This is a genomic window from Streptomyces sp. NPDC051310, from assembly GCF_044455245.1.
GTDB lineage: Bacteria > Actinomycetota > Actinomycetes > Streptomycetales > Streptomycetaceae > Streptomyces.
Genome location: NZ_JBITEO010000005.1, coordinates 1 through 26756 on the forward strand (window position 1 = coordinate 1; position 26756 = coordinate 26756).

At 73.7% G+C, this 26756-nt stretch carries 21 protein-coding genes and 1 pseudogene; 16 read left to right on the forward strand and 6 right to left on the reverse strand.

Annotated features, from left to right (window positions below):
* Window positions 1–202: 202 nt before the first annotated feature.
* Window positions 203–2620 carry an endopeptidase La gene (gene lon / locus ACIA79_RS09050; RefSeq protein WP_399427505.1) on the reverse strand — a complete coding sequence of 806 codons (2418 nt, stop codon included), beginning with the start codon at window positions 2618–2620 and terminating at the stop codon, window positions 203–205.
* 247 nt (window positions 2621–2867) lie between these two features.
* Between lon and ACIA79_RS09055 the strand changes: the two genes are divergently transcribed.
* Together ACIA79_RS09055 and ACIA79_RS09060 are read left to right on the forward strand one after the other, a co-directional pair.
* On the forward strand, window positions 2868–3293 hold the full coding sequence (locus ACIA79_RS09055) for a DUF4259 domain-containing protein (RefSeq protein WP_399427506.1): 426 nt from the start codon (window positions 2868–2870) through the stop codon (window positions 3291–3293).
* A gap of 306 nt (window positions 3294–3599) precedes the next feature.
* A complete protein-coding gene (locus ACIA79_RS09060; RefSeq protein WP_399427507.1) occupies window positions 3600–4298 on the forward strand; it encodes a GNAT family N-acetyltransferase in 699 nt (232 codons plus the stop codon).
* On the opposite strand, the gene ACIA79_RS09065 is transcribed toward ACIA79_RS09060, so the two are convergent.
* Entirely contained in the window at window positions 4222–5175 is a 954-nt protein-coding gene (locus ACIA79_RS09065; RefSeq protein ID WP_399427508.1) for a rhomboid-like protein, read from the reverse strand. The two genes, ACIA79_RS09060 and ACIA79_RS09065, sit on opposite strands and share 77 nt — an antisense overlap.
* A gap of 155 nt (window positions 5176–5330) precedes the next feature.
* Between ACIA79_RS09065 and ACIA79_RS09070 the strand changes: the two genes are divergently transcribed.
* The 10 genes and pseudogenes from ACIA79_RS09070 to ACIA79_RS09115 all read left to right on the forward strand — a co-directional run bounded on the left by ACIA79_RS09070 (window position 5331) and on the right by ACIA79_RS09115 (window position 16879).
* On the forward strand, window positions 5331–5915 hold the full coding sequence (locus ACIA79_RS09070) for an RNA polymerase sigma factor (protein WP_399427509.1): 585 nt from the start codon (window positions 5331–5333) through the stop codon (window positions 5913–5915).
* Window positions 5912–6895, forward strand: coding sequence for a zf-HC2 domain-containing protein (locus ACIA79_RS09075; RefSeq protein WP_399427510.1), 984 nt, complete (start codon window positions 5912–5914; stop codon window positions 6893–6895). Before ACIA79_RS09070 ends, ACIA79_RS09075 begins: the two co-directional genes overlap by 4 nt.
* A 5-nt stretch (window positions 6896–6900) precedes the next feature.
* Window positions 6901–7599, forward strand: a pseudogene (locus ACIA79_RS09080) (ATP-binding cassette domain-containing protein); the annotation flags it as partial.
* Between the two features lie 245 nt (window positions 7600–7844).
* Window positions 7845–9086 carry a hypothetical protein gene (locus ACIA79_RS09085; RefSeq protein WP_399427511.1) on the forward strand — a complete coding sequence of 414 codons (1242 nt, stop codon included), beginning with the start codon at window positions 7845–7847 and terminating at the stop codon, window positions 9084–9086.
* Window positions 9083–9802: a hypothetical protein gene (locus ACIA79_RS09090; RefSeq protein ID WP_399427512.1), complete on the forward strand. Its 720-nt coding sequence runs from the start codon at window positions 9083–9085 to the stop codon at window positions 9800–9802. The genes ACIA79_RS09085 and ACIA79_RS09090 overlap by 4 nt, the downstream gene beginning before the upstream one ends.
* A gap of 10 nt (window positions 9803–9812) precedes the next feature.
* Complete coding sequence (locus ACIA79_RS09095) at window positions 9813–10487, forward strand: spermidine synthase (protein WP_399427513.1); 675 nt, start codon at window positions 9813–9815, stop codon at window positions 10485–10487.
* An 89-nt stretch (window positions 10488–10576) separates the two neighbouring features.
* Window positions 10577–11314 (forward strand): response regulator transcription factor, encoded by a 738-nt coding sequence (locus tag ACIA79_RS09100; protein WP_031076924.1) that lies wholly within the window; start codon window positions 10577–10579, stop codon window positions 11312–11314.
* Window positions 11311–12447 (forward strand): ATP-binding protein, encoded by a 1137-nt coding sequence (locus tag ACIA79_RS09105; protein WP_399427514.1) that lies wholly within the window; start codon window positions 11311–11313, stop codon window positions 12445–12447. Before ACIA79_RS09100 ends, ACIA79_RS09105 begins: the two co-directional genes overlap by 4 nt.
* A gap of 279 nt (window positions 12448–12726) precedes the next feature.
* On the forward strand, window positions 12727–16599 hold the full coding sequence (locus ACIA79_RS09110) for a multifunctional oxoglutarate decarboxylase/oxoglutarate dehydrogenase thiamine pyrophosphate-binding subunit/dihydrolipoyllysine-residue succinyltransferase subunit (RefSeq protein WP_399427515.1): 3873 nt from the start codon (window positions 12727–12729) through the stop codon (window positions 16597–16599).
* A 94-nt stretch (window positions 16600–16693) separates the two neighbouring features.
* Window positions 16694–16879: a DUF6104 family protein gene (locus tag ACIA79_RS09115; protein ID WP_031076920.1), complete on the forward strand. Its 186-nt coding sequence runs from the start codon at window positions 16694–16696 to the stop codon at window positions 16877–16879.
* Here the strand turns inward: ACIA79_RS09115 and ACIA79_RS09120 are convergent.
* On the reverse strand, window positions 16797–17720 hold the full coding sequence (locus ACIA79_RS09120) for a hypothetical protein (protein WP_399427516.1): 924 nt from the start codon (window positions 17718–17720) through the stop codon (window positions 16797–16799). The genes ACIA79_RS09115 and ACIA79_RS09120 overlap by 83 nt on opposite strands.
* Window positions 17721–17864: 144 nt before the next feature.
* Here ACIA79_RS09120 and ACIA79_RS09125 point away from each other — a divergent pair, with 144 nt between their 5' ends.
* Both ACIA79_RS09125 and ACIA79_RS09130 read left to right on the forward strand, forming a co-directional pair.
* Entirely contained in the window at window positions 17865–18692 is an 828-nt protein-coding gene (locus ACIA79_RS09125; RefSeq protein ID WP_399427517.1) for a DUF4097 family beta strand repeat-containing protein, read from the forward strand.
* A 1-nt stretch (window position 18693) separates the two neighbouring features.
* Entirely contained in the window at window positions 18694–19548 is an 855-nt protein-coding gene (locus ACIA79_RS09130) for a helix-turn-helix transcriptional regulator (protein WP_399427518.1), read from the forward strand.
* Between the two features lie 125 nt (window positions 19549–19673).
* On the opposite strand, the gene ACIA79_RS09135 is transcribed toward ACIA79_RS09130, so the two are convergent.
* The 3 genes from ACIA79_RS09135 to ACIA79_RS09145 form a co-directional block, all read right to left on the reverse strand.
* On the reverse strand, window positions 19674–21062 hold the full coding sequence (locus ACIA79_RS09135) for a glycoside hydrolase family 5 protein (protein ID WP_399427519.1): 1389 nt from the start codon (window positions 21060–21062) through the stop codon (window positions 19674–19676).
* Window positions 21063–21138: 76 nt separating this feature from the next.
* Window positions 21139–22104, reverse strand: coding sequence for a zinc-binding dehydrogenase (locus tag ACIA79_RS09140; RefSeq protein ID WP_399427520.1), 966 nt, complete (start codon window positions 22102–22104; stop codon window positions 21139–21141).
* A gap of 404 nt (window positions 22105–22508) precedes the next feature.
* The gene (locus ACIA79_RS09145; RefSeq protein WP_399427521.1) at window positions 22509–23729 is read right to left on the reverse strand and encodes an NADP-dependent malic enzyme; all 1221 of its coding nucleotides are present in this window, start codon (window positions 23727–23729) and stop codon (window positions 22509–22511) included.
* Window positions 23730–24314: 585 nt separating this feature from the next.
* On the opposite strand from ACIA79_RS09145, the gene ACIA79_RS09150 reads away from it, so the two are divergent.
* Together ACIA79_RS09150 and ACIA79_RS09155 are read left to right on the forward strand one after the other, a co-directional pair.
* A complete protein-coding gene (locus ACIA79_RS09150; RefSeq protein WP_399427522.1) occupies window positions 24315–25283 on the forward strand; it encodes an ABC transporter substrate-binding protein in 969 nt (322 codons plus the stop codon).
* 609 nt (window positions 25284–25892) lie between these two features.
* Complete coding sequence (locus tag ACIA79_RS09155; RefSeq protein WP_399427830.1) at window positions 25893–26756, forward strand: amino acid ABC transporter permease; 864 nt, start codon at window positions 25893–25895, stop codon at window positions 26754–26756.

Below are 26756 nucleotides of genomic sequence, written 5' to 3' on the forward strand. Positions count from 1 at the left end.
GCGGCGGGGGGCGGGGGGGGGGGCGGCGGGCCGGCGGCGGCCGCCGCCCCCCCCCCCCCCCCCCCCCCCGGCCCGGGGGCCGCCGCGCGGCGCCCCCCCCCCCCCCCCCCCCCCCCCCCCCCACTTCGCGTCCGTCCACCGCCACCGCCTGCCGCCGCCCGGGCCCCCGCCGCGGGCGCGGCCCGCGCGGGGCCGGCTGCCGTCACGCCGCGGCCGTGACCGGCACCTCCGCCGTGGCCGGGGACAGGGCGAGCTCCAGGACCTGGCGGACGTCCGTGACCGGGTGGACCTCCAGCTTCTCCAGGATCTCGGCCGGGACGTCGTCCAGGTCCGCCTCGTTCCGCTTCGGGATGATCACCGTGGTGATCCCGGCGCGGTGCGCGGCCAGCAGCTTCTGCTTGACGCCGCCGATGGGCAGCACGCGGCCCGTCAGCGACACCTCGCCCGTCATCGCCACGTCCGTACGGACCAGGCGGCCGCTCAGCAGGGAGGCGAGCGCCGTCGTCATCGTGATGCCGGCGCTCGGGCCGTCCTTCGGGACCGCGCCCGCCGGGAAGTGGATGTGCACGCCCCGGTCCTTCAGACCGGTGACGGGCAGTTCCAGTTCGGCGCCGTGCGAGCGCAGGAAGCTCAGCGCGATCTGCGCCGACTCCTTCATCACGTCACCGAGCTGGCCGGTGAGGGTCAGCCCCGCCGCACCCGTCTCGGGATCGGCCAGTGACGCCTCGACGAACAGGACGTCCCCGCCCGCGCCGGTGACCGCGAGCCCGGTCGCCACGCCCGGCACGGCGGTGCGCCGCTCGGCCGGGTCCTGGGCGGACTCGGGCACGTGGTGCGGCCGGCCGATGAGGCCGCGCAGGTCGGCGTCGGTGAGGGTGACCGGCAGCTCCTGCTCGCCCAGTTCGTGCTTGGCGGCGACCTTCCGCAGCAGCCGCGCGATGGACCGCTCCAGGGTGCGGACGCCCGCCTCGCGCGTGTACTCGCCCGCGAGCTTGCGCAGCGCCGACTCGTCCAGCGTCACCTCGCCGCTCTCCAGGCCCGCGCGCTCCAGCTGGCGCGGCACGAGGTGGTCGCGGGCGATGACGACCTTCTCGTCCTCGGTGTAGCCGTCCAGGCGGACGACCTCCATGCGGTCGGCCAGCGCCTCCGGGATGGCTTCCAGGACGTTGGCGGTGGCGAGGAAGACGACGTCCGACAGGTCGAGTTCGACCTCCAGGTAATGGTCGCGGAAGGTGTGGTTCTGCGCCGGGTCGAGCACCTCCAGGAGGGCCGCCGCCGGGTCGCCCCGGAAGTCGGAGCCGACCTTGTCGATCTCGTCGAGCAGGACCACCGGGTTCATGGACCCGGCCTCCTTGATGGCCCGTACGATCCGGCCCGGCATCGCGCCCACGTAGGTGCGCCGGTGACCCCGGATCTCCGCCTCGTCGCGCACGCCGCCGAGGGCGACCCGGACGAACGACCGGCCCATCGCGTGCGCGACCGACTCGCCCAGCGACGTCTTGCCGACGCCCGGCGGGCCGACCAGGGCGAGGACCGCGCCGCCGCGCCGCCCGCCCACGACGCCCAGACCGCGGTCGGCGCGCCGCTTGCGCACCGCCAGGTACTCGGTGATGCGCTCCTTCACGTCCTCCAGCCCGGCGTGCTCGGCGTCGAGGACCTCCCGGGCGCCCTTGATGTCGTACCGGTCCTCGGTGCGTTCGCTCCACGGCATCTCCAGGACCGTGTCGAGCCAGGTGCGGATCCAGGCCGTCTCGGGGTTCTGGTCGCTGGACCGCTCCAGCTTGTCGACCTCCTTGAGGGCGGCTTCGCGCACCTTCCCGGGCAGGTCGGCGGCGTCGACGCGGGCCCGGTAGTCGTCGGACTCCTCGCCCTCCTTGTCGCCGTTGAGCTCGCGCAGTTCCTTGCGCACGGCTTCGAGCTGACGGCGCAGCAGGAACTCGCGCTGCTGCTTGTCGACGCCCTCCTGGACGTCCTTGGCGATGGACTCGGCGACGTCCTGCTCGGCGAGGTGGTCGCGGAGCTGCTCGGTGGCGAGCCGGAGGCGGGCGACCGGGTCGTCGGTCTCCAGCAGCTCGACCTTCTGGGCGGTGGTCAGGAAGGGCGAGTAGCCGGAGTTGTCGGCGAGCGCGGCGACGCCGTCGATCTGCTGGACGCGGTCCACGACCTGCCAGGCGCCGCGCTTCTTCAGCCAGCTGGTGGCGAGGGCCTTGTACTCCTTCACCAGCTCGGCGACCGCGCCGGGCAGCGGGTCGGGGACCGTCTCCTCCACCCGGGAGCCCTCGACCCACAGGGCCGCGCCCGGGCCGGTCGTCCCGGCGCCGATCCTGACGCGGTGGCGGCCGCGGATGAGCGCGCCGGGGTCGCCGTCGGAGAGCCGCCCGACCTGCTCCACGGTGCCGAGGACGCCGGTGCCGGCGTATGTCCCGTCGATGCGCGGCACCAGCAGCACCTGGGGCTTGCCCTTGCCGTCCCCACCCGCGCGGGCCGCCGCCTGGGCCGCCTCCACGGCGGCGCGCACCTCGCTGTCGGACAGGTCCAGCGGCACCACCATGCCCGGCAGGACGACCTCGTCGTCGAGCGGCAGCACGGGCAGTGTGAGCGGTGTGGACGTCGAAGCCATGATCTCCCCTTCGGCAGCCAAGTTGAGCAGTACTGACTCAATGCTCATGAGCCGCCGGGTGTTCCCGGAGTCGCGTTCGCTGTGAGCGATCACCTCCGGCACGGGGACGGCCCGACGGTGCGTCACCCCCCGGCCTGCCGCGCGCACGCACCGGTTCCGGCACCCCGCCGTCGTCCGGGTGGCTGTCAGTGGCCGGTGCCATGATGCGCGGACCGGCGCACACCGCACGACGAGCAGGGGGGGCCACATGGGCACCTGGGACACCGGTCCCTACGACAACGACACGGCCGCGGACTTCGCCCGCACCCTGGACGAAGCCGCCCCGGAGGAGCGCCCGGACCTCGTCCGCGCCGCGCTCGCCCGCGCGGCCGGCGCCACCGGCCCCCTCGGCGCACCCGCCGGGGACGAGGCCGTCGCCGCGGCCGCCCTCGTCGCCGCGCACTGCCCGGGTGGGGATCCGGTCGATCCGGTCTACGGCCCCGAAGAGCCCCTTCCCGACCTCGCGGGTCTGCGTACGCTTGCCCTGCAGGCGCTGGACCGGGTCGTCGCGGAGCCGTCCGAGGTGGCGGAGCTCTGGGCCGGACCGGACGGCGCCCCCTGGCGGGCGGCCGTCCACCGGCTGCAGGAAGTCCTCCAGCCCCGCCCCCCGGGGACGCAGCTCCGCCCGCACTGAACCGCACGCACCGCAGTCATCGTTCCTCGCCCGGAGGTCCTTATGAGCCGGTATCTTTTCCGCCATTCTTCCGACCCCACCTGGGGAGACTTCCACCGGCGAAGCGGGGCCGGATCCTCCGCATGACGGGGCGTCACTTTCCCCGCCGCGCCCGCGCCCGGATCACTCCCGCACGACGCTGACCCCCGCCTCCGGGGCCGGGCCCGGCCGTTCCGGCCCGCCCGGCTCCGAGGCGCTCCCCAGCGACCGTACCCGCCATGAGATAAGGGGTGGCACTGCCGCACGTCCGGCATGTGTAATAGCCCCATGCTGAAGGCAGCCATTACAGATGCATGGGTCCGGGGCTGGGCCGTCTCCCGTGGCACCCCCGCGCCGGTTCCCCGGCCCTGGGGTTACCGCATCGACGTCGGCCTCCCCGGGCACGTGTTGCGGCACGTCCTGCCCCACCCCGACGAGCAGTCCGTCCGCGCGCTGTGCGCGGCCGTCACCCGGCCCGGCGCCTGGCTGAAGGTGCTGGCGGCGCCCGAGGAGGTGGCGGGCTGGATCACTCCCGGCTGGCGCGTACCGGACGACCCCGGCTTCATGATGTTCACCGCCCTGCGTGCCACGCCCGCCCCCGCGCCGCCCGAGGGGTACGCGCGGGAGACCGGCACCCGCGACGGGGTGTTCCGCGTCCGGATCACGGCGTCCGACGGGTCGCTCGCCGCCCGGGGACAGATCGCGCCGACCGGCCGGACGGCGGTGTTCGACCAGATCGAGACGTACCCGGGGCACCAGCGCAGGGGCCTCGGCAGCGTCGTGATGCGTACGCTCGCGACGGCCGGCGCCGCAGCGGGTGCCGACACGGGCGTGCTGTCCGCGACCACGCAGGGCCGGGCCCTCTACAGCGCCCTGGGGTGGGAGTACCAGGGCCCGCTGACCGGGGTGGTCAGGGACGCGGTGCCCGCCGCTCGTCCGGCCGCCCACCCGGCGGGGCCGCCCGCCGCAGCAGCGGCCAGCCGCTGACGCCGGTCAGCAGGGCCAGCGGATGACCCCAGTCGGTGAGCGGGTCCTCGAAGGCCAGCAGGTCCTGCAGCAGCATCACCGACACCCAGGCCAGCACGACCGCGCGGGCCACCGGACTCAGCAGCCCGGCGAGCGCCCCGACGCTCGCCATCAGGCCGAAGCTGATGCCGTAGTCGAGCCGGTGCAGCGACGTACCGGGCAGCTGACCCGCCAGGACCGACAGGGCGACCGGGATCTCCGTCGCCAGGGTGGCCACCACGTGCCCGACCAGGAACACGGCGGCGGCGCGCCACGCCCCGATGCGGCGCTCCAGGGCGGTGAGGACGAAGACGAAACCGACGGCGTACGGCGAGAACAGCCCGCCCGCCACCCACAGCGCGCTGGCGCCCAGGACGAGCATCGGCGTACGGGAGAGGTGCGCGACGTCCGTGCTGGAGCCGTGCAGCAGCGCGGAGACCGTGTCCGGGTCGCCGTACCGGGCGAAGAGCGAGGTGGCGACGAGCACGAGGGTGTAGCCGAAGGTGAAGGGGGCGCCGGCGGGCGTGGGCAGCAGTCGGCCGGTCGCACGCCACCACCACCGCCGCCGGGACTCCGCCGCGGCGGTGCACGGGCGGACCGCGGCAGCCCGTCCGGCCGGAGGCCCGGCCGGCGTCCCGGCCAAGGGCCCGGCCGCAGCAGAGACCGAGGCCGCCGGGACGGAGGTGGCGGCGGAGATGGAAGTGGCGGCGGGGGCGGAAGTGGCGGCGGGGGTCGCGCGCTGCGGGGGAATGCCGTGCAGGAGGCGCTCCCCGCCCTCGGCCGCCGCCGGGCGTCCTACCGCACCGGCCGGCGGTCGCGCCGTGTCGTCGTCCGTCCCCCGCGCTGTGAGCCCGTGCACCGTGGGCAGCCTTTCGCCTCGTCAGGTCCCCCCGGACCGCCCCCCGGTCATGCTTGCCCCCTCAGCCAACGCGATCACCGACCGGGCGTCCATGACGTGGGTCACACCCGTCCCGGCCGTGAACCGGCCGCGGGCACAGGGGCGATAGAGGGAGCGTGAGACTGTTGCGCCCCACAGGGGGAGACCGGGACGACGACTCCGCGCTGCTGCGCGCCGTCGCGCGCGGGGACGCGGAGGCGCTCGCGGAGCTGTACGACCGGCACGCGGGCTGGCTGCACGCCCGCCTGACACGCCGGTGCGCGGATCCCGAGACGGTACGGGAAGTGCTCCAGGACACGTTCGTCACGGTCTGGCGGTCCGCCGGGACGCACCGCGGCGGCGAGGCGGGCGGCTGGCTGTGGGTCATCGCGGCCCGCCGCCTGGTCGACGCGCGGCGTGCCCAGGCGCGGGCCGAGCGGCCCGACCCCGAGCCGGCGCCGCCCGCGCCGTCCGCCGAGGACCGAGTGCTGGCGGGACTGGAGTACGGGGACGTGGGCGCCGCCCTCGACCGCATCTCGCCGGAGCTCCGCGAGGTCCTGCGGGCCACGGTCGTCGACGGCCTGACCACCCGTGAGGCGGCACGGCTGCTCGGCATCCCGGAGGGCACGGTCAAGAGCCGCGCGCTGCGGGCACGCCGTGAGCTGCGCGACGCACTGGCGCAACTCGGCGCCCGGACAGGCCCCTTGGGAGGTACGGCATGAGGGCGGAGTGGCACGTGGACGCCGCGCTGGCGGCCCGGTACGCCGACGGCTCGGCGTCCGAGCCGGAGGCCTGGTCCCTGGAGAAGCACGTGGAGCGCTGCGGCCGGTGCGCCGCCCTGGTGTCCGCCGCGGTACGGGGGTCCGCGGCGGGCCCGGCACTCGCGGAGGCCCGCGGCGCGCTGCTCGCGCTGGTGGCGCCGGGCTCCCGTCCGGCGCCCGCGCCCGCTGCGGCCGGGACCGCGTCGCCGCGCCCCGGTCCGGCTTCGGCGCCCGCGCCCGCGCCCGCGCCGGCTGCGTCTGCCGCTGCCGCCGCGGTGCCGCCGGGTGGGCCCGCGGGCCCGGGACGCCCCCCGCTCTCCCGGCTCGGGCGCCTGGCCTGGGCCGCCGGGCCCGCCCTGCGCGGGGCGTGGATGGTCGCCGTGCTGGTGGTGGTCGCGGGGGCGCTCGGCCTCGCGTACGGCGGCGGCGTCGACGGCGTACGGCCGCTGCTGCTGGCCCTGGCACCGGTGGTGCCGCTCGCCGGGGTGGCGGTGTCGTACGGGCGGCACGCGGATCCGCTGCACGAGATCGCCGCCGCCACCCCGTCCGGCGGACTGCGGCTGCTGCTGACGCGGACAGCCGCCGTGCTCGCGGTGTGCGTCCCGCTGCTCACCGCGGCGGGCGCGGTGCTGCCCGCGGAGGCCGGGGCGCCGGGAGCCGCCGTGTGGCTGCTGCCGGGGCTCGCCCTGACGCTGGCCGCGCTGGCGCTGGGCTCGTACGTCGGCTGCCGGACCGCGGCGGTGGCCGTGGCGGTGGCCTGGCTGGCGGTGGTGGCGGGCCCGGCGCTGGGCGAGGCGTTCCCGTACCCGCCCGACGGCACCGCGTCGGCGCGGTACGTCTCCGGCGGCGCGGCGCAAGGCGGCTGGGCGGCCGCCGCGGCGGTGTGCGCCGGACTGCTGGCGCTGCGGCGCCGTTCCTTCGACCACCTGGAGCGCTGGTGACGCACATCGACAGCACCGTCGCGGTCAGCGGGCTGACCGTCCGGCACCGCCGTACGACCGCGCTGGACGGCCTCGGCCTGGAGCTCGGCCCCGGTGTGCACGGCCTGCTCGGGCCGAACGGCGCGGGCAAGACGTCCCTGATCCGGGTGCTCGCGACGGTCGCCGCCCCCACCGGCGGCCGGGTGCGGCTGCTGGGCCGGGACATCGCGGGCCATCGCGAACGCGCGGAGGTGCGGCGGCGGCTGGGCTACCTGCCGCAGGAGTTCGGCCACTACCCGGGGTTCACGGTGCGGGAGTTCGTGGCGTACGTGGCCTGGCTCAAGGAGATGCCGGCCGCGCGCGCCGCGGCCGCGGTGGAGCGGGCGGTGGAACGCGTCGGACTGGCCGGCCGGATCGACGCGAAGATCCGGACGCTGTCGGGCGGCATGGTGCGGCGGGTCGGCATCGCGCAGGCGATCGTGAACGAACCGGAACTGCTGCTCCTCGACGAGCCGACGGCCGGTCTCGATCCGGAGCAGCGCGTCGAGTTCAGAGCACTGCTCCGCGATGTGGGCACCGCTTCCACCGTCATCGTCTCCACCCACCTCGTCGAGGACGTCGCCGCGGCCTGCACCGAGGTGACCCTCATCGAGTCGGGCCGGCTCGCCTTCCGCGGCACCACCGCCGAGCTCACCGCCATCGGCAAGGACTCGCCCGCGGACGACGACGGCACCCGACCCGGCGGTACCTCCGTCACCCCCGTCACACCCGCCACACCGGGCTTCCCCGCCACACACACCAGCGCCGCCACACCGGGCACCCCCGCCACACCCGGTGACGGAGAACCTCCCGCCGCACCCGCCCCGCCGCGCCCCCGGCCCGCGCCCGCTCCCCCGCACGGCAGCGCCATCGAGCGCGGCTACACCACCGTCCTGCGCGCCCACCGCGCCGCCGTCGCGGGAGGCCGGAGGTGAGTCTGCGTACCGAGCTGCGCCGCGGCATCGGGCCCTGGTCCGGGGTGGCCGTCGCCGTCACCGTGCTCGTCGCCATGTACGGCAAGGCGCCCGGCTGGCAGGGCCGCTGGTCCGACGCCTCCGACCTGCTGCACACCGCCGCCGGGCTGCTCGCCGGACCGCTCGCGGCCGCCACCGGCTGCTGGCAGGGCGGCCGCGAACGGCGGCGCTCCACGGGCGAGCTGCTCGCCTCGGCGCCGCGCGGCCGCCTGGCCCGCACGCTGGTCGCCGCCGCGCCGGCCGCGCTGTGGCCCGCCGCCGGACTGCTGTGCGCGGTCGCCGTCTGCCTGGGCGCGACCTGGCCGTACGCCGCCGGCGGTCGCCCCTTCGTGTCCGTGCCGGCCGCCGACGCCGTCGCCGTGGCGGCGCTCGGCGCGCTCGGGTTCGTCGCCGGGCGCCTGGTGCCGTGGCGGCTGACGGCCCCGCTGGTCGCGGCCGCCGCGTACGTGGGCCTGGGCCTGCCGTCGTACACCGCCTCCCCCGCCCGCTGGCTGAGCCCGGCCGCCGACCGCTACACGGTCTGGCACGAGCCGCTCTGGTGGTTCGGCCCGGCGATGGCGGTGTGGACGGGCGGCCTCGCGGCGGCCGCGCTGCTCGCGTACGGGGCCCGGCACCGCGCCCTGGCGCTCGTACCGCTCGCCGCGGCGTGTGCCGTCGCCGTACCGGTGCTGCGCCTCGACGGCGACGACGGCCCCTGGCGGCCGGACCCGGAGGCGGCCCGCCTCGTCTGCGACGACGGCACGCCCCGGGTCTGCCTGTCGGCCGTCGACCGCGCACTGCTGCCCGAGGCGTCCCGGGCGCTCGCCGGCCTGAACGCCAGGCTGCGCGGTGTGCCCGGCGCCCCCGTCCGCTGGGTCGGCGGCCCCCGCGCGCCGGGCCCGGACGAGGCGGCGCTCCCCGACCCGGTGGCCGCGGCCGCCCACGGCGTGCTCCGGGACCCGCGGCAGTACGCGTACGACGCCGCGGCGGCCCTGTCCGACGGCTCGTGCCCGTCCGGCGAGGGCGAGGAGGGCATCGCCCTGGACCTGGCGGTCCAGGAGTGGCTCGCGCCCGCACCGCCCGGCAGCGGTGCCGACCCGGCGGCCCTCCAGCCGTACCTCGACCGGCTGCGCACCGGATCACCGGAGCGGCAGCGGGCGTTCCTCGGCCGCTACCTGACCACCGGCCTGTGCGAGTCCGCCGGGGTGCCCCTCCCATGAGCCTGCGGCTGTACGCGCGCTCCCGCGCGCTTCCCGTGACGTATGCCGCTCTCCTGGGCACGGCGCTCGCCGCCGGCTGGTCCGCCCACCGGCTCCAGGCGCAGCCGTTCCTCGACCACACCGCGCGCGTCCCCGTGGTGGTCCTCGCCCCGCTGGTCGCGGGCGCGGCGATCGGGACCGGGCTCCACGCGTACGCCGACGAGCTCGACCGCACCGCGGTACGCCCCTGGTGGCCGCGCCGCCTCGCTCACCAGGCCGTGCTGACGGCGTCGGCCGCCGTGCTGCTCGCCCTCGCGGTGCCCGGCCACCCGGAGGCGTTCGGGGCGCCCGCGATGGTGCGCAACGTGCTGGGCGCGGCGGGCGTCACCGCGGCCGCGGCCGCGGTGCTGGGCGCCCGGCTGAGCTGGCTGCCGCTGCTGGCGTACTTCGGCACCGTGTACGTGGCGGCGCCGTCCGCGCCGGGCGGAGCCGGCGCCGTCTGGGCGTGGCCGGTGCAACCGGGGCCCGAGGGCGGGGCCTGGGCGGTGGCGCTGGCGGCGTTCGTGACGGGGGTGGCGCTGTACGCGGCCCTCGGCGCGCGCCCCGACGGCGGCCGGCCACACAGGGAGGGCGTGCCACGGGGAACGGGCCCCCGCCGGCGGGACCTCCGCGCGGCGGGCGGAAGAACCGGTGGCGGGAGAACAGGTGGCGAAAAAACCGGTGGCGGGCCCAACTAGGCTGAAAGCCATGGCTGAGACGACGCCCGTGACCACGCTCGACCGACGTGTAGGCCCGTACGGCGAGGTGGTCCTGCGCCGGCGTGGCGACCACTACGAGATCATCGCCAACGGCACCTTCCTCATGGACACCTCCGACGGCCGCTCGGAGCGGCTGCTCGTCGACGCGGCGCTCCGGGCGCTGGGCGGGCGGCATGGTTCGTCCGTCCTCATCGGCGGCCTCGGGGTCGGCTTCTCGCTCGCCCACGCCGCCGCCGACCCCGCCTGGAGCCGTATCGCGGTGGTCGAGCGCGAGCAGGCCGTCATCGACTGGCACCGCGAGGGGCCGCTCGCCGCGATCTCGGGCAGCGCGCTCGCCGACCCGCGCACGGTGCTGCTCCACACCGACCTCGTGGAGTACGTCCGCACCTCGCCGGACACGTACGACGCGCTCTGCCTGGACATCGACAACGGCCCCGGCTGGACCGTCTCGGAGAGCAACGAGGGCCTGTACTCACCGGCCGGTCTGGCCGCCTGCGCGGCCCGGCTGAACCCCGGCGGGATCCTCGCCGTCTGGTCCGCGCAGCCGTCCGCCGATTTCGAGGAGTCATTGCGGAATGCCGGATTCAGCGGGGTAAGAACCGAAGAGATCCCGGTTGCCCGGGGCGTTCCGGACGTGGTCCACCTCGCCGTTCGCCCTGCGTAGCCGGGACGTGGTCGGTGCCTTTACGCTGCTGACCGAACACACGGATCTACACGCGGTTCGCGTCGCTGGACGCGAGCAGGGGCGGGGCGATGGAGCAGACACACACCAGCCATACCGGTACGGCGGTCACGCCGGGTACCCAGCGCCGAGTGCTGGTCGTCGAGGACGACACCACCATCGTCGAGGCCATCTCCGCACGGCTGCGGGCCGAGGGCTTCCTGGTGCAGACGGCGACGGACGGTCCGGCGGCCGTCGACGCGGCCGAGGCCTGGCAGCCGGACCTGATGGTCCTCGACGTCATGCTGCCGGGCTTCGACGGCCTGGAGGTGTGCCGCCGGGTCCAGGCCCAGCGGCCGGTTCCGGTGCTGATGCTGACCGCCCGCGACGACGAGACCGACATGCTGGTCGGGCTCGGGGTCGGGGCCGACGACTACATGACCAAGCCGTTCTCGATGCGGGAGCTGGCGGCCCGGGTGCACGTCCTGCTGCGCCGGGTGGAGCGGGCCGCGCTGGCCGCGGTGACGCCGCGCAGCGGCATCCTGCGCCTCGGCGAGCTGGAGATCGACCACGCGCAGCGGCGGGTACGGGTCAAGGGGGACGACGTCCACCTGACGCCGACCGAGTTCGACCTGCTGGTCTGCCTCGCGAACACGCCGAGAGCGGTGCTCTCGCGCGAGCAGCTGCTGGCCGAGGTGTGGGACTGGGCGGACGCCTCGGGCACCCGCACGGTGGACAGCCACATCAAGGCGCTGCGCCGCAAGATCGGCGCCGAGCGGATCCGTACGGTGCACGGCGTCGGCTACGCGCTGGAGACCCCGGCTCCATGAGCCGGCGGAGGGCGCCGCTCCGCTCCCGCGTGCGGTCCGGGGTGCGGTCGCGGCTGCGGCTGCGGTCCCGGGTGCGGGCGGTCACGATCTCGATCAAGACCAAGCTGGGCACCCTCGTCGTCGTGTCGGTCTTCATCACGACCGGGCTGCTGATGGTGGCGCTGCGCACCGAGACCGAGCTGCGCTTCATCACCGTGTTCTCGGTGATCGCCACCCTGCTGATCACCCAGTTCGTGGCGCACGGCCTGACCGCGCCGCTGGACGAGATGAACACGGTGGCCAAGTCGATCTCGCACGGCGACTACACCCGCCGGGTGCGGGGCGCCGACCGCCGCGACGAGCTCGGCGACCTGGCGTCCACGATCAACCGCATGGCGGACGACCTGGAAGCGGTGGACCGGCACCGCAAGGAGCTGGTCGCCAATGTCTCGCACGAGCTGCGCACGCCGATCGCGGCGCTGCGCGCGGTGCTGGAGAACGTGGTGGACGGCGTCTCCGCCGCCGATCCCGAGACGATGCGCACGGCGCTGAAGCAGACCGAGCGGCTGGGCCGGCTCGTGGAGACGCTGCTGGATCTGTCACGGCTCGACAACGGTGTCGTACCGCTCCGGTCGCGCCGCTTCGAGGTGTGGCCGTACCTGTCCGGGGTGCTGAAGGAGGCGAACCTGGCCGCCGCGCAGCGCGGCCTGAGCTCGGGCTCCGGCCACCACACCCGGACCGACGTGCACCTGCACCTCGACGTGTCGCCGCCGGAGCTGACCGCGCACGCGGACGCGGAGCGGCTGCACCAGGTCGTGGCGAATCTCATCGACAACGCCGTGAAGCACTCCCCGCCGCACGGGCGGGTCACGGTCCGCGCCCGGCGCGGGCCGCAGCCGGAGTCGCTGAACCTGGAAGTGGTGGACGAGGGGCCGGGCATCCCGGAGTCCGAGCGCCACAAGGTCTTCGAGCGGTTCAACCGCGGCAGCGTGGCGTCCCCGCACGGCCCGGGCAGCGACGGCGGCACGGGGCTGGGACTGGCGATCGCCCGCTGGGCGGTCGATCTGCACGGTGGCCGTATCGGGGTGGCCGAATCCGCACGTGGGTGCCGGATTCAGGTCACCCTTCCGGGGATCCCGCGACCACGTAATTGACGTATGGTTCGAACCGGAGGACCGGCTTCTGCGTGGACACGTGCAGGACGCGACAGGAGCCGCCCGGGTCTGCCCCCCGATGTGGGGCGCAGCCCCGCTGTCGGCTACCCGCTCCCGGGGGAACCACGCTTGTTTCCCGCCATTTCCTGCCCCGAAACCCGCCCTCGGATGTGATGTACGCGACGATGGCACGCCCGGCCTGCACCTCCAGGCCAGGGAGGCGTAGCCTTTATTTCCGCTGTCCATCACCTTGTGAAGCGGAAGAGGGCGGTTGCCGCCGTGTCGTCTCAGTCCCCCAGTAACTCGAGCATCTCGACCGACCAAGACGGGCAGGGTCCTCAGAACCCCGCCGCCGCGTTCGGTGCCAACGAGTGGCTCGTCGACGAGATCTACCAGCAGTACCTCCAGGACCCGAATTCGGTCGACCGCGCCTGGTGGGACTTCTTCGCCGACTACAAGCCGGGTTCCTCCGGCTCGGCGGACAAGCCCGCGGGCGAGGGCGGTGCCGTAGCCGCGGGGGCTGCCGGCACCACGACGCCCGCCGCCCCTGCCCCGGCGGCCCCGGCCCCGGCGCAGCCCGCACAGGCGCCGCAGGCCCCGGCGCAGCCCGCACAGGCGCCGCAGGCCCAGGCCCCGGCGCAGGCCGCTCCGGCGAAGCCGGCAGCGGCGGCACCCGCACAGGCCGCCGCTCCCGCCGCCCCGGCCAAGGCTCCCGCCGCGAAGCCCGCGGCCGAGCAGCCGAAGCCCGCCGCGGCCAAGGCCGCGCCGGACACCGAGGCGCCCGCCGGCCCCGAGTACGTGACGCTCCGCGGCCCGTCCGCCGCGGTCGCGAAGAACATGAACGCCTCGCTGGAGCTGCCGACGGCAACGTCCGTCCGCGCCGTCCCGGTGAAGCTGCTGTTCGACAACCGCATCGTCATCAACAACCACCTCAAGCGCGCCCGCGGCGGGAAGATCTCCTTCACGCACCTCATCGGGTACGCGATGGTCCGGGCCATCAAGGCCATGCCGTCCATGAACCACTCCTTCGGGGAGAAGGACGGCAAGCCGGTCCTGGTGAAGCCGCCGCACGTCAACCTCGGCCTCGCCATCGACCTGGTGAAGCCGAACGGCGACCGCCAGCTCGTCGTCGCGGCCATCAAGAAGGCCGAGACCCTGGGCTTCTTCGAGTTCTGGCAGGCGTACGAGGACATCGTCCGCCGCGCCCGCGCGAACAAGCTGACGATGGACGACTTCACCGGCGTCACCGTCTCGCTGACCAACCCCGGCGGCCTCGGCACCGTCCACTCGGTGCCCCGCCTCATGCCCGGTCAGTCGGTCATCATGGGCGTCGGTTCGATGGACTACCCGGCGGAGTTCCAGGGCACGTCGCAGGACACCCTGAACAAGCTGGGCATCTCCAAGGTGATGACCCTCACCTCGACGTACGACCACCGGGTCATCCAGGGCGCCGCGTCGGGCGAATTCCTCCGCATCGTGGCGAACCTCCTCCTCGGCGAGGACGGTTTCTACGACGACATCTTCGAGTCGCTGCGCATCCCCTACGAGCCGGTCCGCTGGCTCAAGGACATCGACGCGTCACACGACGACGACGTGACCAAGGCCGCGCGCGTCTTCGAGCTCATCCACTCCTACCGGGTGCGCGGCCACGTCATGGCCGACACGGACCCGCTGGAGTACCGCCAGCGCAAGCACCCCGACCTGGACATCACCGAGCACGGCCTGACGCTCTGGGACCTGGAGCGGGAGTTCGCCGTCGGCGGCTTCGGCGGCAAGTCGATGATGAAGCTGCGCGACATCCTCGGCGTGCTGCGCGACTCGTACTGCCGCACCACCGGCATCGAGTTCATGCACATCCAGGACCCGAAGCAGCGCAAGTGGATCCAGGACCGCGTCGAGCGCCCGCACTCCAAGCCGGAGCGCGAGGAGCAGCTGCGCATCCTGCGCCGGCTCAACGCCGCCGAGGCGTTCGAGACCTTCCTGCAGACGAAGTACGTCGGCCAGAAGCGGTTCTCGCTGGAGGGCGGCGAGTCGGTCATCCCGCTGCTCGACGCGGTCATCGACTCCGCGGCCGAGTCCCGCCTGGACGAGGTCGTCATCGGCATGGCCCACCGCGGCCGCCTCAACGTCCTGGCGAACATCGTCGGCAAGTCGTACGCGCAGATCTTCCGGGAGTTCGAGGGCAACCTCGACCCGAAGTCGATGCACGGCTCCGGCGACGTGAAGTACCACCTGGGCGCCGAGGGCACCTTCACCGGTCTGGACGGCGAGCAGATCAAGGTCTCGCTGGTCGCCAACCCCTCCCACCTGGAGGCGGTCGACCCGGTCCTGGAGGGCGTCGTCCGCGCCAAGCAGGACGTCATCAACAAGGGCGGCACGGACTTCACCGTCCTGCCGGTCGCCCTGCACGGTGACGCGGCGTTCGCCGGCCAGGGCGTCGTCGCCGAGACGCTCAACATGTCGCAGCTGCGCGGCTACCGCACCGGCGGCACGGTCCACATCGTCATCAACAACCAGGTCGGCTTCACCGCCGCCCCGGAGTCGTCGCGCTCGTCGATGTACGCGACCGACGTGGCCCGCATGATCGAGGCGCCGATCTTCCACGTGAACGGCGACGACCCGGAGGCGTGCGTCCGGGTGGCGCGGCTCGCCTTCGAGTTCCGCCAGGCGTTCAACAAGGACGTCGTGATCGACCTCATCTGCTACCGCCGCCGCGGTCACAACGAGGGCGACAACCCGCAGTTCACCAACCCGCAGATGGTGAGCCTGATCGACAAGAAGCGCTCGGTGCGCAAGCTCTACACCGAGTCGCTGATCGGCCGCGGCGACATCACGCTGGAAGAGGCGGAGCAGGCGCTCCAGGACTTCCAGGGCCAGCTGGAGAAGGTGTTCACCGAGGTCCGCGAGGCCACCTCGCAGCCCGCTCCGACGCCGGTCCCGGACGCCCAGGCCGAGTTCCCGGTCGCCGTCACCACCGCGGTCTCCCAGGAGGTCGTGAAGCGGATCGCCGAGTCGCAGGTCAACATCCCCGACCGGATCACGGTCCACCCGCGTCTGATGCCGCAGCTCCAGCGCCGCGCGGCCTCCATCGACGACGGCACGATCGACTGGGGCATGGGCGAGACCCTCGCCATCGGCTCGCTGCTGATGGAGGGCACCCCGGTCCGGCTCGCCGGCCAGGACACCCGCCGCGGCACCTTCGGCCAGCGCCACGCGGTGCTGGTGGACCAGGTCACCGGCGAGGACTACACGCCGCTGCTGTACCTCTCCGAGGACCAGGCCCGCTACAACGTCTACGACTCGCTGCTGAGCGAGTACGCGGCGATGGGCTTCGAGTACGGCTACTCCCTGGCCCGCCCGGAGTCGCTGGTCATGTGGGAGGCGCAGTTCGGTGACTTCGTCAACGGCGCGCAGACCGTCGTCGACGAGTTCATCTCCTCGGCCGAGCAGAAGTGGGGCCAGACCTCCGGCGTCACCCTGCTGCTGCCGCACGGCTACGAGGGCCAGGGCCCGGACCACTCCTCGGCCCGGCCGGAGCGCTTCCTCCAGATGTGCGCGCAGCACAACATGACGGTCGCCATGCCGACGCTGCCGTCGAACTACTTCCACCTCCTGCGGTGGCAGGTGCACAACCCGCACCACAAGCCGCTGGTCGTCTTCACCCCGAAGTCGATGCTGCGCCTGAAGGCGGCGGCGTCGAAGATGGAGGAGTTCACCACCGGCGGCTTCCGCCCGGTGATCGGCGACGCCTCGGTCGACGCGAACGCGGTCCGCAAGGTCGTCTTCTGCTCCGGCAAGGTCTACTACGACCTCGACGGCGAGCGGAAGAAGCGCGGTGTCACGGACACGGCGATCATCCGGCTGGAGCGCCTGTACCCGCTGCCGGGTGCGGAGCTCCAGGCCGAGATCGCCAAGTACCCGAACGCCGAGAAGTACATCTGGGCCCAGGAGGAGCCGGCGAACCAGGGTGCCTGGCCGTTCATCGCGCTCAACCTGATCGACCACCTCGACCTGGCGGTCGGCGCCGACCTGCCCCCGGCCGAGCGTCTGCGGCGCATCTCGCGCCCGCACAGCTCGTCCCCGGCGGTCGGCTCGGCCAAGCGCCACCAGGCCGAGCAGGCGCAGCTGGTGAACGAGGTCTTCGAGGCCTGAGCCACCGGCACCGTACGCACCACACCGGCAGGGCCCGGCACCGCGAGGTCATCGCGGTGCCGGGCCCTCCGGCGTACTGACTTAACCTGAGGGCATGTACTTCACCGACCGTGGCATCGAGGAACTGGAGAAGCGGCGCGGCGAGGAGGAGGTCACCTTCGAGTGGCTCGCCGAGCAGCTGCGGACGTTCGTCGATCTCAACCCCGACTTCGAGGTTCCCGTGGAGCGGCTGGCGACGTGGCTGGCGCGGCTGGACGACGACGAGGACGACGACCTGTAGGCACCTCGCCGGCCGCGAGGCACAGCAGCAGCCCGTCGGCCACCAGCAGGGCGCCGGCCGCCGCCCAGCCCGGGCTGCGCCGCGCGGCACCCCACACCAGGAGCGGGACACCGGCCGCGAGCCGTGCCGCGGCGAGGGCCCGGCCCCGGGGGCCGTGGAGCCAGGGAAGGCGGGCGGCGGCGGTGTCCCCGACGACGCGGTGGACCGCCGTGCCGACGGCCTCCTCGACGGCCTGCACCTCCTCCCGTACGGCGTCCCGCAGGCCCGGCCAGGCGACCTCCTGCCCGCCCGCGTCCCCGGCGGCGGTCCGCAGCCGGGCGGCCGGTTCGCCGGGGGCGAGCCCGGGCGGCAGGGCGAGGTCCAGCCGGGCGAGGACGGCGATCAGGCCGAGCAGCCGGGAGCGGGCGTCCGCCACCGGGTCGGCCCGGGTGAGGGGCTGGAGGTCCTGGACGTCCAGGACCGGATCGAGACCGAGGCGGACGGCGAAGGTGTGCATCGCCTCGTCCTCGCCGGCCGGGGTGCCGTCCGTGAGCCAGGTGTAGCCGACGGGCCGGCGGAACCCGGACGCCAGGGTGTAGCCCGCCCGGTCCGCGTCCCACCACAGGGCGAGCACCGGCCAGGGCGCGGCGACCGCGAGGGCGGAGGCCCAGCCCGCGGCGACCCGGTCGACCGGTTCGCCGCCGTCCAGCCAGGGGCGCCCTTCGGGGACGAGCACGCTCCAGCCGGGGCCCGCCGGGGCGAGCAGCAGGTGCTCGCGCAGGAGTTGTGCCGCAGGCCGTACGGCCGGGGGTTCGGCCCGGCAGAGCAGGAGCACGCCCGGGGTGGTCGCGGAGGTCGGCATGACCCATACGCTAGGCCAATTCGTCCACTTTTGCGGCCTCTATCCTCTCTGTCGCCTCCGGACCCGGCCTTGACGCCGGAGCACCGCGATATATCGTGTATCTCAGGAGACGCGATATGTTGCGTCCTGTCCCGAGGAGGCGCCATGCCGGAGTGGTCCGTCAGCGAGCCGGTGGAACTCACCCTCGACGACCCCGTGACGGCGCTGAAGGTGCGCATCGTCCACGGCACGGTGAACGTGGTCGGCATCGAGGAGGGCCCGGCGCGGCTGGAGGTCCCCGCGATCGAAGGGCCGCCGCTCGTCGTCAGCCGGCGCGGCTCCGTCCTGACCGTCTCGTACGAGGACCTGCCCTGGCAGGACTTCCTCACGTGGTTCGACCGCAAGGGCCGGCACCGCAGCGCCGTCGTGTCCCTCGCCGTACCGGCGGGCGCCGATGTGGAGGTCGGTGTCGTCGGCGCCGGGGCCGTGGTCTCCGGCATCCGGGGCCGTGTGGAGGTGCGCGGCGTCAGCGGCGACACCACGCTCGTCGGACTCCCCGGACCGGTCCGCGCGCAGACCGTGTCCGGCAGCGTGGAGGCCCAGGCGGTCGCCGGCGACCTGCGGTTCCAATCCGTCTCCGGCGACCTGACGGTCATCGAGGGCACCGGCAGCTCCGTACGCGCCGACACGGTCACCGGCGACATGGTCATCGACCTGGAGCCCGCCGACGGCTCCACCGACATCCGGCTCACCACCGTCTCCGGCGAGGTGGCGATCCGGCTGCCGCACCCGGCCGACGCGCGCGTGGAGGCGAACACCACCAGCGGCGCCGTCTCCACCGCCTTCGAGGACCTCCGGGTGGACGGCCAGTGGGGAGCCAAGAGCATCAAGGGCACGCTCGGGGCGGGCACCGGCACCCTCAGGGCCACCACGGTCTCCGGCTCGATCGCCCTGCTCCGCCGCCCCGCCACCCCCTCCGGAAAGGACCTCTGACATGCCGCCGGTCTTCGCCCACGGCCGCCTGCGGCTGTACCTGCTGAAGCTCCTCGACGAGGCCCCCCGCCACGGCTACGAGGTGATCCGGCTCCTGGAGGAGCGCTTCCACGGGCTGTACGCGCCGTCCGCCGGCACGGTCTACCCGCGGCTGGCCAAGCTGGAGGCCGAGGGCCTGGTCACGCACGCCACCGAGGGCGGCCGCAAGGTGTACTCGATCACCGACGCCGGGCGCGCGGAGCTGGCCGGCCGCAGCGGCGAACTGGCCGACCTGGAGCAGGAGATCCGCGAGTCCGTCTCCGAACTCGCCGCCGAGATCCGCGACGACGTGCGCGGGGCGGCGGGCAAGCTGCGCAGCGAGATGCGGGCCGCGGCGAGCGAGACGCGCACGCACCGGACGTCCTGGCAGGAGCAGGCCCGGCGGGCGCAGGAGGAGTCGCGCAAGGCCCGCGAGGAGGCGAAGCGGGCGCGGCACCAGGCCGAGGAGGCGCGGGACGCGGCGCGCCGGGAGATGCAGCGCATCGCCCAGCAGGTCCAGGACCACATCGCCTCGGGTGAGTGGCCCTCGGCCCTCTCCGACCTGACGGGCCGGCTGTCCGGCCTGTTCGGAGGCGGCACGCCGCCGACCGCGGCGCGCCCGTCCCGCGCCGAGCCCGAGCCGCCCGCCTGGGAGGACGTGCCCGCCACCGGCGACGCGGCCCGCGACCTGGAGCGCCTGCTGGACCGCTTCCGCGACGACATCCGCGACGCGGCCCGCGACCACGGCGTGACGGCGGCCCAGCTCTCCGACGCCCGCCGCCACCTCTCCACGGCGGCGGCCCACATCACCGCCCTCCTCCGCGGCCCGCACACCTGACACCCCCGGGGCGCGACCGGCTGCGCACCGGGGCCTTCAGCCCCGCGTGACGGCGACGGCCGCCCCGGGCACCGCCCGTACCGCCACCCGCCGCTTCGCGCGAGCGGGGACCCGGGAGGGAGCGCTCAGCCGGTGGCGGGTGATACGGACACGGTCACCGTCGCACCCGGCACGCCCCGCACCCGGACCCGCTCGGCCGTCCCCGGGGGAACCGACGTCGTGCGCGGCCACGCCCGGCCCGTCACCTCCACCCGCCAGCCGGCCGGGGACGGCGGCAGGGACAGCTCCGTGGGGCCGCCGCGCCCGGCGACGTACACCAGCCGCTCCGGCGACCGCGAGACCACCCGGCCCGCCACCGCCGCGGCGTACGGCGCGGCGGTCTGCTCCTTGTTCGTCCGCCAGGCGCCGGCGCCGTCCACGGCGCAGTACCCGCCGCCGTAGCACCACACGTACCCCGCCCACCCCGAGGACCAGCGGTCGAGGGAGGCGAGCGCCTCCCGGTAGAAGCGGCCCATGTTCGGCAGCGCGTTGTTCAGCGGGCCCCACTCCCCCACGACGACCGGGACTCCGTACTCCTCGGGGTACGCCGTCACCGCCGCCTCGTACGACTCGATCCAGCGCGCCGCCGGGTCGTAGTCCGCGCCCGCCTCCATCGCGGTGTTGTAGAAGTGCGGGGCGTAGACGACCTTCGGGTCCTCCACCCTCCCCAGGCCCGTGGGGACGCCCTCGCCGACGATCGGGGTCGGCTCGACGAAGATCCAGTTGTCGCCGTCGACCGCGCGCACCGCGTCCGCGAGGCGGTTGTACAGCGGGGTGAGGTGGTCGCGCTCGATGCGGCGCGCGGCCGTCGCGAGGTCCTCGCCGTCCCGCAGCTCGCCCATCGGCTCGTTGATGAGGTCGTAGCCGAGGACCGCCGGGTGGTCCGCGAACCGGCCGGCCAGCACCCGCCACATGCGTGCCTGGGCGCGGCGCAGGTCCTCGTCCTGGTACAGGTGCGTGAAGGCCCGCTGCACGGCCGGTTCGAAGTACTCGGCGAACCAGTCGTCCGGGTGCGGGGTGAACGGCAGTCCGTCGGTGCGGGTGGCCCACTCCGGGATGCCGCGGTGGCCGAAGGCCGGGCCGAAGACGTCCTGGTGGGCGTCGATCAGGACCTGGATGCCGTACCGCTCCGCCCAGTCCAGGATCCGCTCGACCTTGCGCAGGTACGCCTGGCTGTAGCGGCCGCGCCGGGGCTCCAGGTCGTCCCAGAACACCAGCAGCCGGGCGAAGTTGAAGCCCCGGGCCCGCAGGTCGCGGAAGTGCCGCTCGGTGATGGCGGAGAGCGCGGCGTCACCGCGGTGCGTCTTGTCCTCGACGTTCCAGCCGCGCAGCGTCAGGACGCGGCCGCGGTCGTCGGTCAGTTCCGGTATGACCGCTCGGTCCGTGCGGTCCGTGCGGTCCGTACGGTCCGCGTGGGCCGGGGCGGCGGGGGTGAGGGTCAGCAGGGCGGCCAGGGCTAAGGCGGCGGTGCGCATGAGGGACCTCCGGCGTCGGGTGCCGGAGATCCCATCAGCAGAACTGACGATGCATCAAGAGCGCGTCAGGACGTCGTCAGGACATCGTCAGGACGATCTTTCCGAAGAGGTCGCCCGCCGCCATCTTCTCGAAGCCCTCGCGCGCCCGGTCCAGCGGCAGCACCTCGTCGATGACCGGCCGCACGCCCGTCGCCGCGCAGAAGGCGAGCAGGTCCTCCAGCTCGTCCTTCGAGCCCATCGTCGAGCCGACGACCTTCAGCTCCAGGAAGAAGATGCGGGTCAGCTCGGCGTGCGACGGGCGGTCGCCGCTCGTCGCGCCCGAGATCACCAGCGTGCCACCGGGCCGCAGCGACTTGACCGAGTGCGACCAGGTGGCCGCGCCGACCGTCTCGATGACCGCGTCCACCCGCTGCGGCAGCCGCGCGCCCATCTCGTACGCCTCCAGGGCCCCGAGCTCCACGGCGCGCTTGCGCTTGGCCTCGTCGCGGCTGGTGGCGAAGACCCGCAAGCCGGCCGCCTTGCCGAGGACGATCGCCGCGGTGGCGACGCCGCCGCCCGCGCCCTGGACGAGGACCGAGTCACCGGGGCGGACCCCGGCGTTGGTGAACAGCATCCGGTACGCGGTGAGCCATGCGGTCGGCAGGCAGGCGGCCTCCGCGAAGGACAGCTCCTTCGGCTTCGGCAGGACGTTCCACGCGGGGACGGCGACCTTCTCGGCGAAGGTGCCCTGGTAGCGCTCGGTGAGGATGGAGCGGGGCTCGTCCGGTCCGACGCCGTGCCCGCTCTGCCCGATGACGGAGTGCACGACGACCTCTCGGCCCTGCTCGTCGATCCCGGCGGCGTCGCAGCCGAGGATCATCGGCAGCTTGTCCTCGCCGAGCCCGACCCCCCGGAGGGACCACAGGTCGTGGTGGTTGAGGGAGGCGGCCTTGACGGTGACGGTGGTCCAGCCGGGACGGACCTCGGGCGCGGGGCGTTCGCCCAGCTCCAGGCCGTTCAGGGGCTGATCGCGGTCGATTCGGGCGGCGTAGGCAGCGAACATGACCTTGAGGTTAGGGGGGCACCGGTGCGCTGCGGAACCGCGCACCGGTGTGACGTACGTCAGCCCTGCCGCCGGTGGGCGGCGTACGCAGGCCGTGCCGCGGGTGGGGCGTACACCGGCCCCTGTCCCGACCTGACGGCCTCCGGGCCGGTGGCCGTCCGTCCCTCCGGTGGGGCGCACACCGGCCCCTGCCGCCCCGGGCAGGCCCGCCCCCGCGCGCGGGCCTGCCCAGGCCGCGTGCCCCGGATGGGCCGGGCCCGCGGCGCGCGGCCCGGCCCCTCCCGTGCCGCTGACGCGCGGCAGCGCGACCCTGACGCGCTTCTCCCGCGCCCGCACAACGCGCAGGGCCGCGCCGTACCCCCGTGAGGGGGCCCGGCGCGGCCCTGGGAGGACCGTGCGGCGCGTCAGCGGCGAGCGACGCCCTCCGCGCGGGCGGCGGCCGCCACCGCGGCCGTGACGGCCGGGGCGACACGCTCGTCGAACGGCGACGGGATCACGTAGTCCGCGGCGAGCTGGTCGCCGACCACGTCCGCCAGCGCGTTCGCCGCGGCGATCTTCATGCCCTCGGTGATCCGCGACGCCCGCACCTGCAGCGCGCCCGCGAAGATCCCGGGGAAGGCGAGCACGTTGTTGATCTGGTTCGGGTAGTCCGACCGGCCGGTGGCCACGACCGCCGCGTACTTGTGCGCGACGTCGGGGTGCACCTCGGGGTTCGGGTTGGCCATGGCGAAGACGAACGAGTTCGGCGCCATGGCGGCGATCGCCGCCTCCGGCACCGTGCCGCCCGAGACGCCGATGAACACGTCCGCCCCGGCCAGCGCGGTCTCCAGGGAGCCGGTGAGCCCGGCGCGGTTGGTCAGCTCGGCGAGCTCGCGCTTCACCGAGGTGAGGTCCTCGCGGTCGCGGCTGACGATGCCCTTGCGGTCCGCGACCGCCACGTCACCGAGGCCGGCCTCCAGCAGCATCTTGGCGATGGCGACACCCGCGGCGCCCGCGCCGGAGATGACCGCGCGCAGGTCGCCCAGGCCCCGGCCGGTCAGCTTGGCGGCGTTGCGCAGGGCGGCCAGCGTCACCACGGCGGTGCCGTGCTGGTCGTCGTGGAAGACGGGGATGTCGAGGCGCTCCTGGAGCTTGCGCTCGACCTCGAAGCAGCGGGGCGCCGAGATGTCCTCGAGGTTCACTCCGCCGAACGAGGGCGCGAGGCGGACGACCGTGTCGACGATCTCGTCCACGTCGGTGGTGGCGAGCGCGAGCGGCACCGCGTCCACGCCGCCGAACTGCTTGAAGAGGATCGCTTTCCCCTCCATGACCGGAAGCGACGCCTCCGGGCCGATGTCACCGAGTCCCAGGACGGCCGTACCGTCGGTCACGACGGCGACGACCTGGGACTTCCAGGTGTAGTCGTGCACGAGCTCGGGCTGCTCGGCGATGGCGCTGCACACTTTGGCGACGCCGGGCGTGTACGCGAGGGACAGGTCGTTCTTGTCCCGCACGGGCACGGTGGCCTGCACGGCCATCTTGCCGCCCCGGTGGAGGGCGAATGCCGGATCGAATGCCGGATCGAAGGGCTCGTCGGATGAGCCCTCGCTACCGTCGGTGCGAGGGTTGACGATCTCCGCTGCCATTTGTTGACCCCTTAAGTCTTCATGTTGAGGGTGGCCACTCCTGGTTGAGGAGGGGTGGGCGGGCACCGCGTCCGTGCCCCGACCAGGCGATCGGGCTGCCCTGTCGGGGGGAGGTACGAACGCGCGGGCGCGCCGCACACGCGCCCTGAGCCCCGGATGAGGGGTGTAAGGATCCTTCTTACCGGACGGACACGTCCGCGGACGAGTCGGTATCCGGAGAGCGGACGCTCCGGCATCCGGACACGCCCGGTGGCGATGAGGCGACTCATGCATCAATATCTGGACAAGTCAGTACGCCACCTGGATTGCAACCGCAATCCCGTCCGCTTGACGAGATCAACCGAAGATTTTCCGGCCGGGCGAAGGTAACCCCGTAGAAGGTCCGGCCTTGATGTACCGGCCTGTAGGGGTTCGGGGGTCTCCCGTTATCCGATTTTGACATGGCTGGCCCCCTGTTTGGGCTAGTCCGAATGGCAAGATGCCGTAATCACACGAGGTCGCGACACCCGAAGGTGCGTGCCCCGACCATGTGCCGACAGTTGGGCAACCCCTCATACGCCGCTCTTAAGCCGGAGGAAACCGACCATGACCGCAAGCACCACCCGCCGCACCACCGCTGCGAAGTCCCGAACCGCCGCGGTCGGAGCCATCGCGGTCGCCGGCGCCCTGCTGCTGAGCGCCTGTGGCGACCAGACGAACGGCGGCGGCACGGCGGGTACCAACGAGCCCGGCAAGACCGTCGGCTCCGCACCGCTCTTCGACAAGCTGCCGAAGAAGTACCAGGACGCCGGTGTCATCAAGGTCGGCACCGACGCCCAGTACGCCCCGATGGAGTTCGAGCAGGGCGGCAAGATCGTCGGTATCGACCCCGACATCGCCGCCGCGCTCGGCAAGCAGCTCGGCGTGGAGTTCAAGTTCACGAGCGGCACGTTCGACGGCCTGATCTCGTCCCTGAACACGGGCCGGCAGGACCTCGTCATGTCCGCGATGAGCGACACCAAGGCCCGCCAGGAGGGCCTGGACGACAAGGGCAACAAGGTCGGCCAGGGCGTCGACTTCGTCGACTACTTCAATTCCGGCGTCTCCCTGCTGGTCAAGAAGGGCAACCCCCAGGGCATCAAGTCCCTGGAGGACCTCTGCGGCAAGAAGGTCGCCGTCCAGCGCGGCACCATCTACGAGGACACCTTCAAGCAGCAGGCCGCCAAGTGCGACAAGGACAAGAAGGGCAAGCTGACGATCGAGGCGTTCGACACCGACGCCGAGGCCCAGACCCGTGTGAAGTCCGGCGGTGCGGTCGCCGACATGAACGACTACCCGGTCGCCGCGTACATCGCGAAGACCGCCGGCGGCGGCAACGACTTCGAGGTCGCGGGCGGCCAGACCGCGGCCGGTCCGTTCGGCATCGCCGTCGACAAGGACAACACCCAGCTGCGTGACGCGATCAAGGAAGCCCTGAACGCGATCATCAAGAACGGCGAGTACGCCAAGGTGCTGGAGAAGTGGGACGTCAAGGGCAGTGCGATCACCGAGGCGACCATCAACGCCGGTAAGTGATCTTCAGCATTTCGTACCACTCTCGTGTACCACTGAAGGGCAGTCACGGTGACTGACAAGTTCGACAAGGCCCCCGCCGAAGAACCACCCGCCGGGGACCAGCCGGCCGACGCCTCGCCCGCGGAGGAGGCGGCCACGCCCGCCGAGCCCACGGCCGACGAGGCACCGGGCGACGAGGCGACGGGCGCGCAGGGCAAGGGCACGGCGTCCGAGGACGAAGCCGCGCCCGCCGACGCCAAGGCATCCGAGGACGAGACCGCGCCCGCCGACGCCAAGGCATCCGAGGACGAGACCGCGCCCGCCGACGCCAAGGCATCCGAGGACGAGACCGCGCCCGCCGACGCCAAGGCGTCCAAGGACGAGACCGCGCCCGCCGACGCCAAGGCATCCGAGGACGAGACCGCGCCCGCCGACGCCAAGGCGTCCAAGGACGAAGCCGCGGCGACGCCGAAGGGCGGAAGCGACACCACGTCCGAGGAGTCCCGGCCGGCGAGGGCGGCGGCGAAGACCGCCGCCGAGCCCGCGGGGGCCGCCCCGGCCAAGCCCGCCGGGGTCGCCAAGGAGGCGGGGCCGGGCAGCCTCGCCAAGTCCGACACGCTCCCCGAGCAGATCAAGGCCATCCCGGTCCGCCACTGGGGCCGCTGGGTGAGCGGTGTGGTCGTGGTGGCGCTCCTGGCCGCCCTGGTCTCGGCCTTCGCGCAGGGCGACCTGCGCTGGGAGACCGTCGGCGACTTCATCTTCGACGAGCGCATCCTCACGGGCCTCGGCAACACCCTGCTGATCAGCGTGCTGTCCATGGCGATCGGCCTGGTCCTGGGCGTCGTCTTCGCGGTGATGCGGCTGTCGAAGAACCCGGTGACCGGGGCCGTGGCCTGGCTCTACATCTGGTTCTTCCGCGGCACGCCGGTCTTCGTGCAGCTGCTGGTCTGGTTCAACCTCGCGCTGATCTTCCCCATCCTCAATCTCGGGTTCTACAAGGACGAGATGGTGGATGTCATGACTCCGTTCATGGTCGCCCTCCTGGGCCTCGGCCTGAACGAGGGTGCGTACATGGCGGAGATCGTCCGGGCGGGCATCCAGTCCGTCGACGAGGGCCAGACCGAGGCGGCGCACGCGCTCGGCATGAAGAACGGCAAGACCATGCGGCGCATCGTCCTGCCGCAGGCCATGCGCGTGATCGTCCCGCCGACCGGCAACGAGTTCATCAACCTGCTCAAGACGTCCTCGCTGGTCTCCGCCGTGCAGTACACGGAGCTCCTGCGGGCCGCCCAGAACATCGGTTCGACATCGTTCGCCATCATGGAGATGCTGATCGTGGCCTCCGTGTGGTACCTGGCCCTGACCAGTGTCTTCAGCGTCGGCCAGTACTACGTGGAGAGGCACTACGCGCGCGGCTCGCTGCGCACGCTGCCGCCCACGCCGTGGCAGAAGGTCAAGGCGAACGTGCTCTCCCTCTCGAACCTGTGGCGGTGA

Excerpts from the sequence above, each read along its gene's own strand:
- lon (WP_399427505.1), bottom strand. The coding sequence starts at position 2,620 with ATGGCTTCGACGTCCACACCGCTCACACTGCCCGTGCTGCCGCTCGAC.
- ACIA79_RS09055 (WP_399427506.1), top strand. The coding sequence starts at position 2,868 with ATGGGCACCTGGGACACCGGTCCCTACGACAACGACACGGCCGCGGAC.
- ACIA79_RS09060 (WP_399427507.1), top strand. The coding sequence starts at position 3,600 with ATGCTGAAGGCAGCCATTACAGATGCATGGGTCCGGGGCTGGGCCGTC.
- ACIA79_RS09075 (WP_399427510.1), top strand. The coding sequence starts at position 5,912 with ATGAGGGCGGAGTGGCACGTGGACGCCGCGCTGGCGGCCCGGTACGCC.
- ACIA79_RS09090 (WP_399427512.1), top strand. The coding sequence starts at position 9,083 with ATGAGCCTGCGGCTGTACGCGCGCTCCCGCGCGCTTCCCGTGACGTAT.
- ACIA79_RS09095 (WP_399427513.1), top strand. The coding sequence starts at position 9,813 with ATGGCTGAGACGACGCCCGTGACCACGCTCGACCGACGTGTAGGCCCG.
- ACIA79_RS09100 (WP_031076924.1), top strand. The coding sequence starts at position 10,577 with ATGGAGCAGACACACACCAGCCATACCGGTACGGCGGTCACGCCGGGT.
- ACIA79_RS09105 (WP_399427514.1), top strand. The coding sequence starts at position 11,311 with ATGAGCCGGCGGAGGGCGCCGCTCCGCTCCCGCGTGCGGTCCGGGGTG.
- ACIA79_RS09115 (WP_031076920.1), top strand. The coding sequence starts at position 16,694 with ATGTACTTCACCGACCGTGGCATCGAGGAACTGGAGAAGCGGCGCGGC.
- ACIA79_RS09120 (WP_399427516.1), bottom strand. The coding sequence starts at position 17,720 with ATGCCGACCTCCGCGACCACCCCGGGCGTGCTCCTGCTCTGCCGGGCC.
- ACIA79_RS09125 (WP_399427517.1), top strand. The coding sequence starts at position 17,865 with ATGCCGGAGTGGTCCGTCAGCGAGCCGGTGGAACTCACCCTCGACGAC.
- ACIA79_RS09130 (WP_399427518.1), top strand. The coding sequence starts at position 18,694 with ATGCCGCCGGTCTTCGCCCACGGCCGCCTGCGGCTGTACCTGCTGAAG.
- ACIA79_RS09135 (WP_399427519.1), bottom strand. The coding sequence starts at position 21,062 with ATGCGCACCGCCGCCTTAGCCCTGGCCGCCCTGCTGACCCTCACCCCC.
- ACIA79_RS09140 (WP_399427520.1), bottom strand. The coding sequence starts at position 22,104 with ATGTTCGCTGCCTACGCCGCCCGAATCGACCGCGATCAGCCCCTGAAC.
- ACIA79_RS09145 (WP_399427521.1), bottom strand. The coding sequence starts at position 23,729 with ATGGCAGCGGAGATCGTCAACCCTCGCACCGACGGTAGCGAGGGCTCA.
- ACIA79_RS09150 (WP_399427522.1), top strand. The coding sequence starts at position 24,315 with ATGACCGCAAGCACCACCCGCCGCACCACCGCTGCGAAGTCCCGAACC.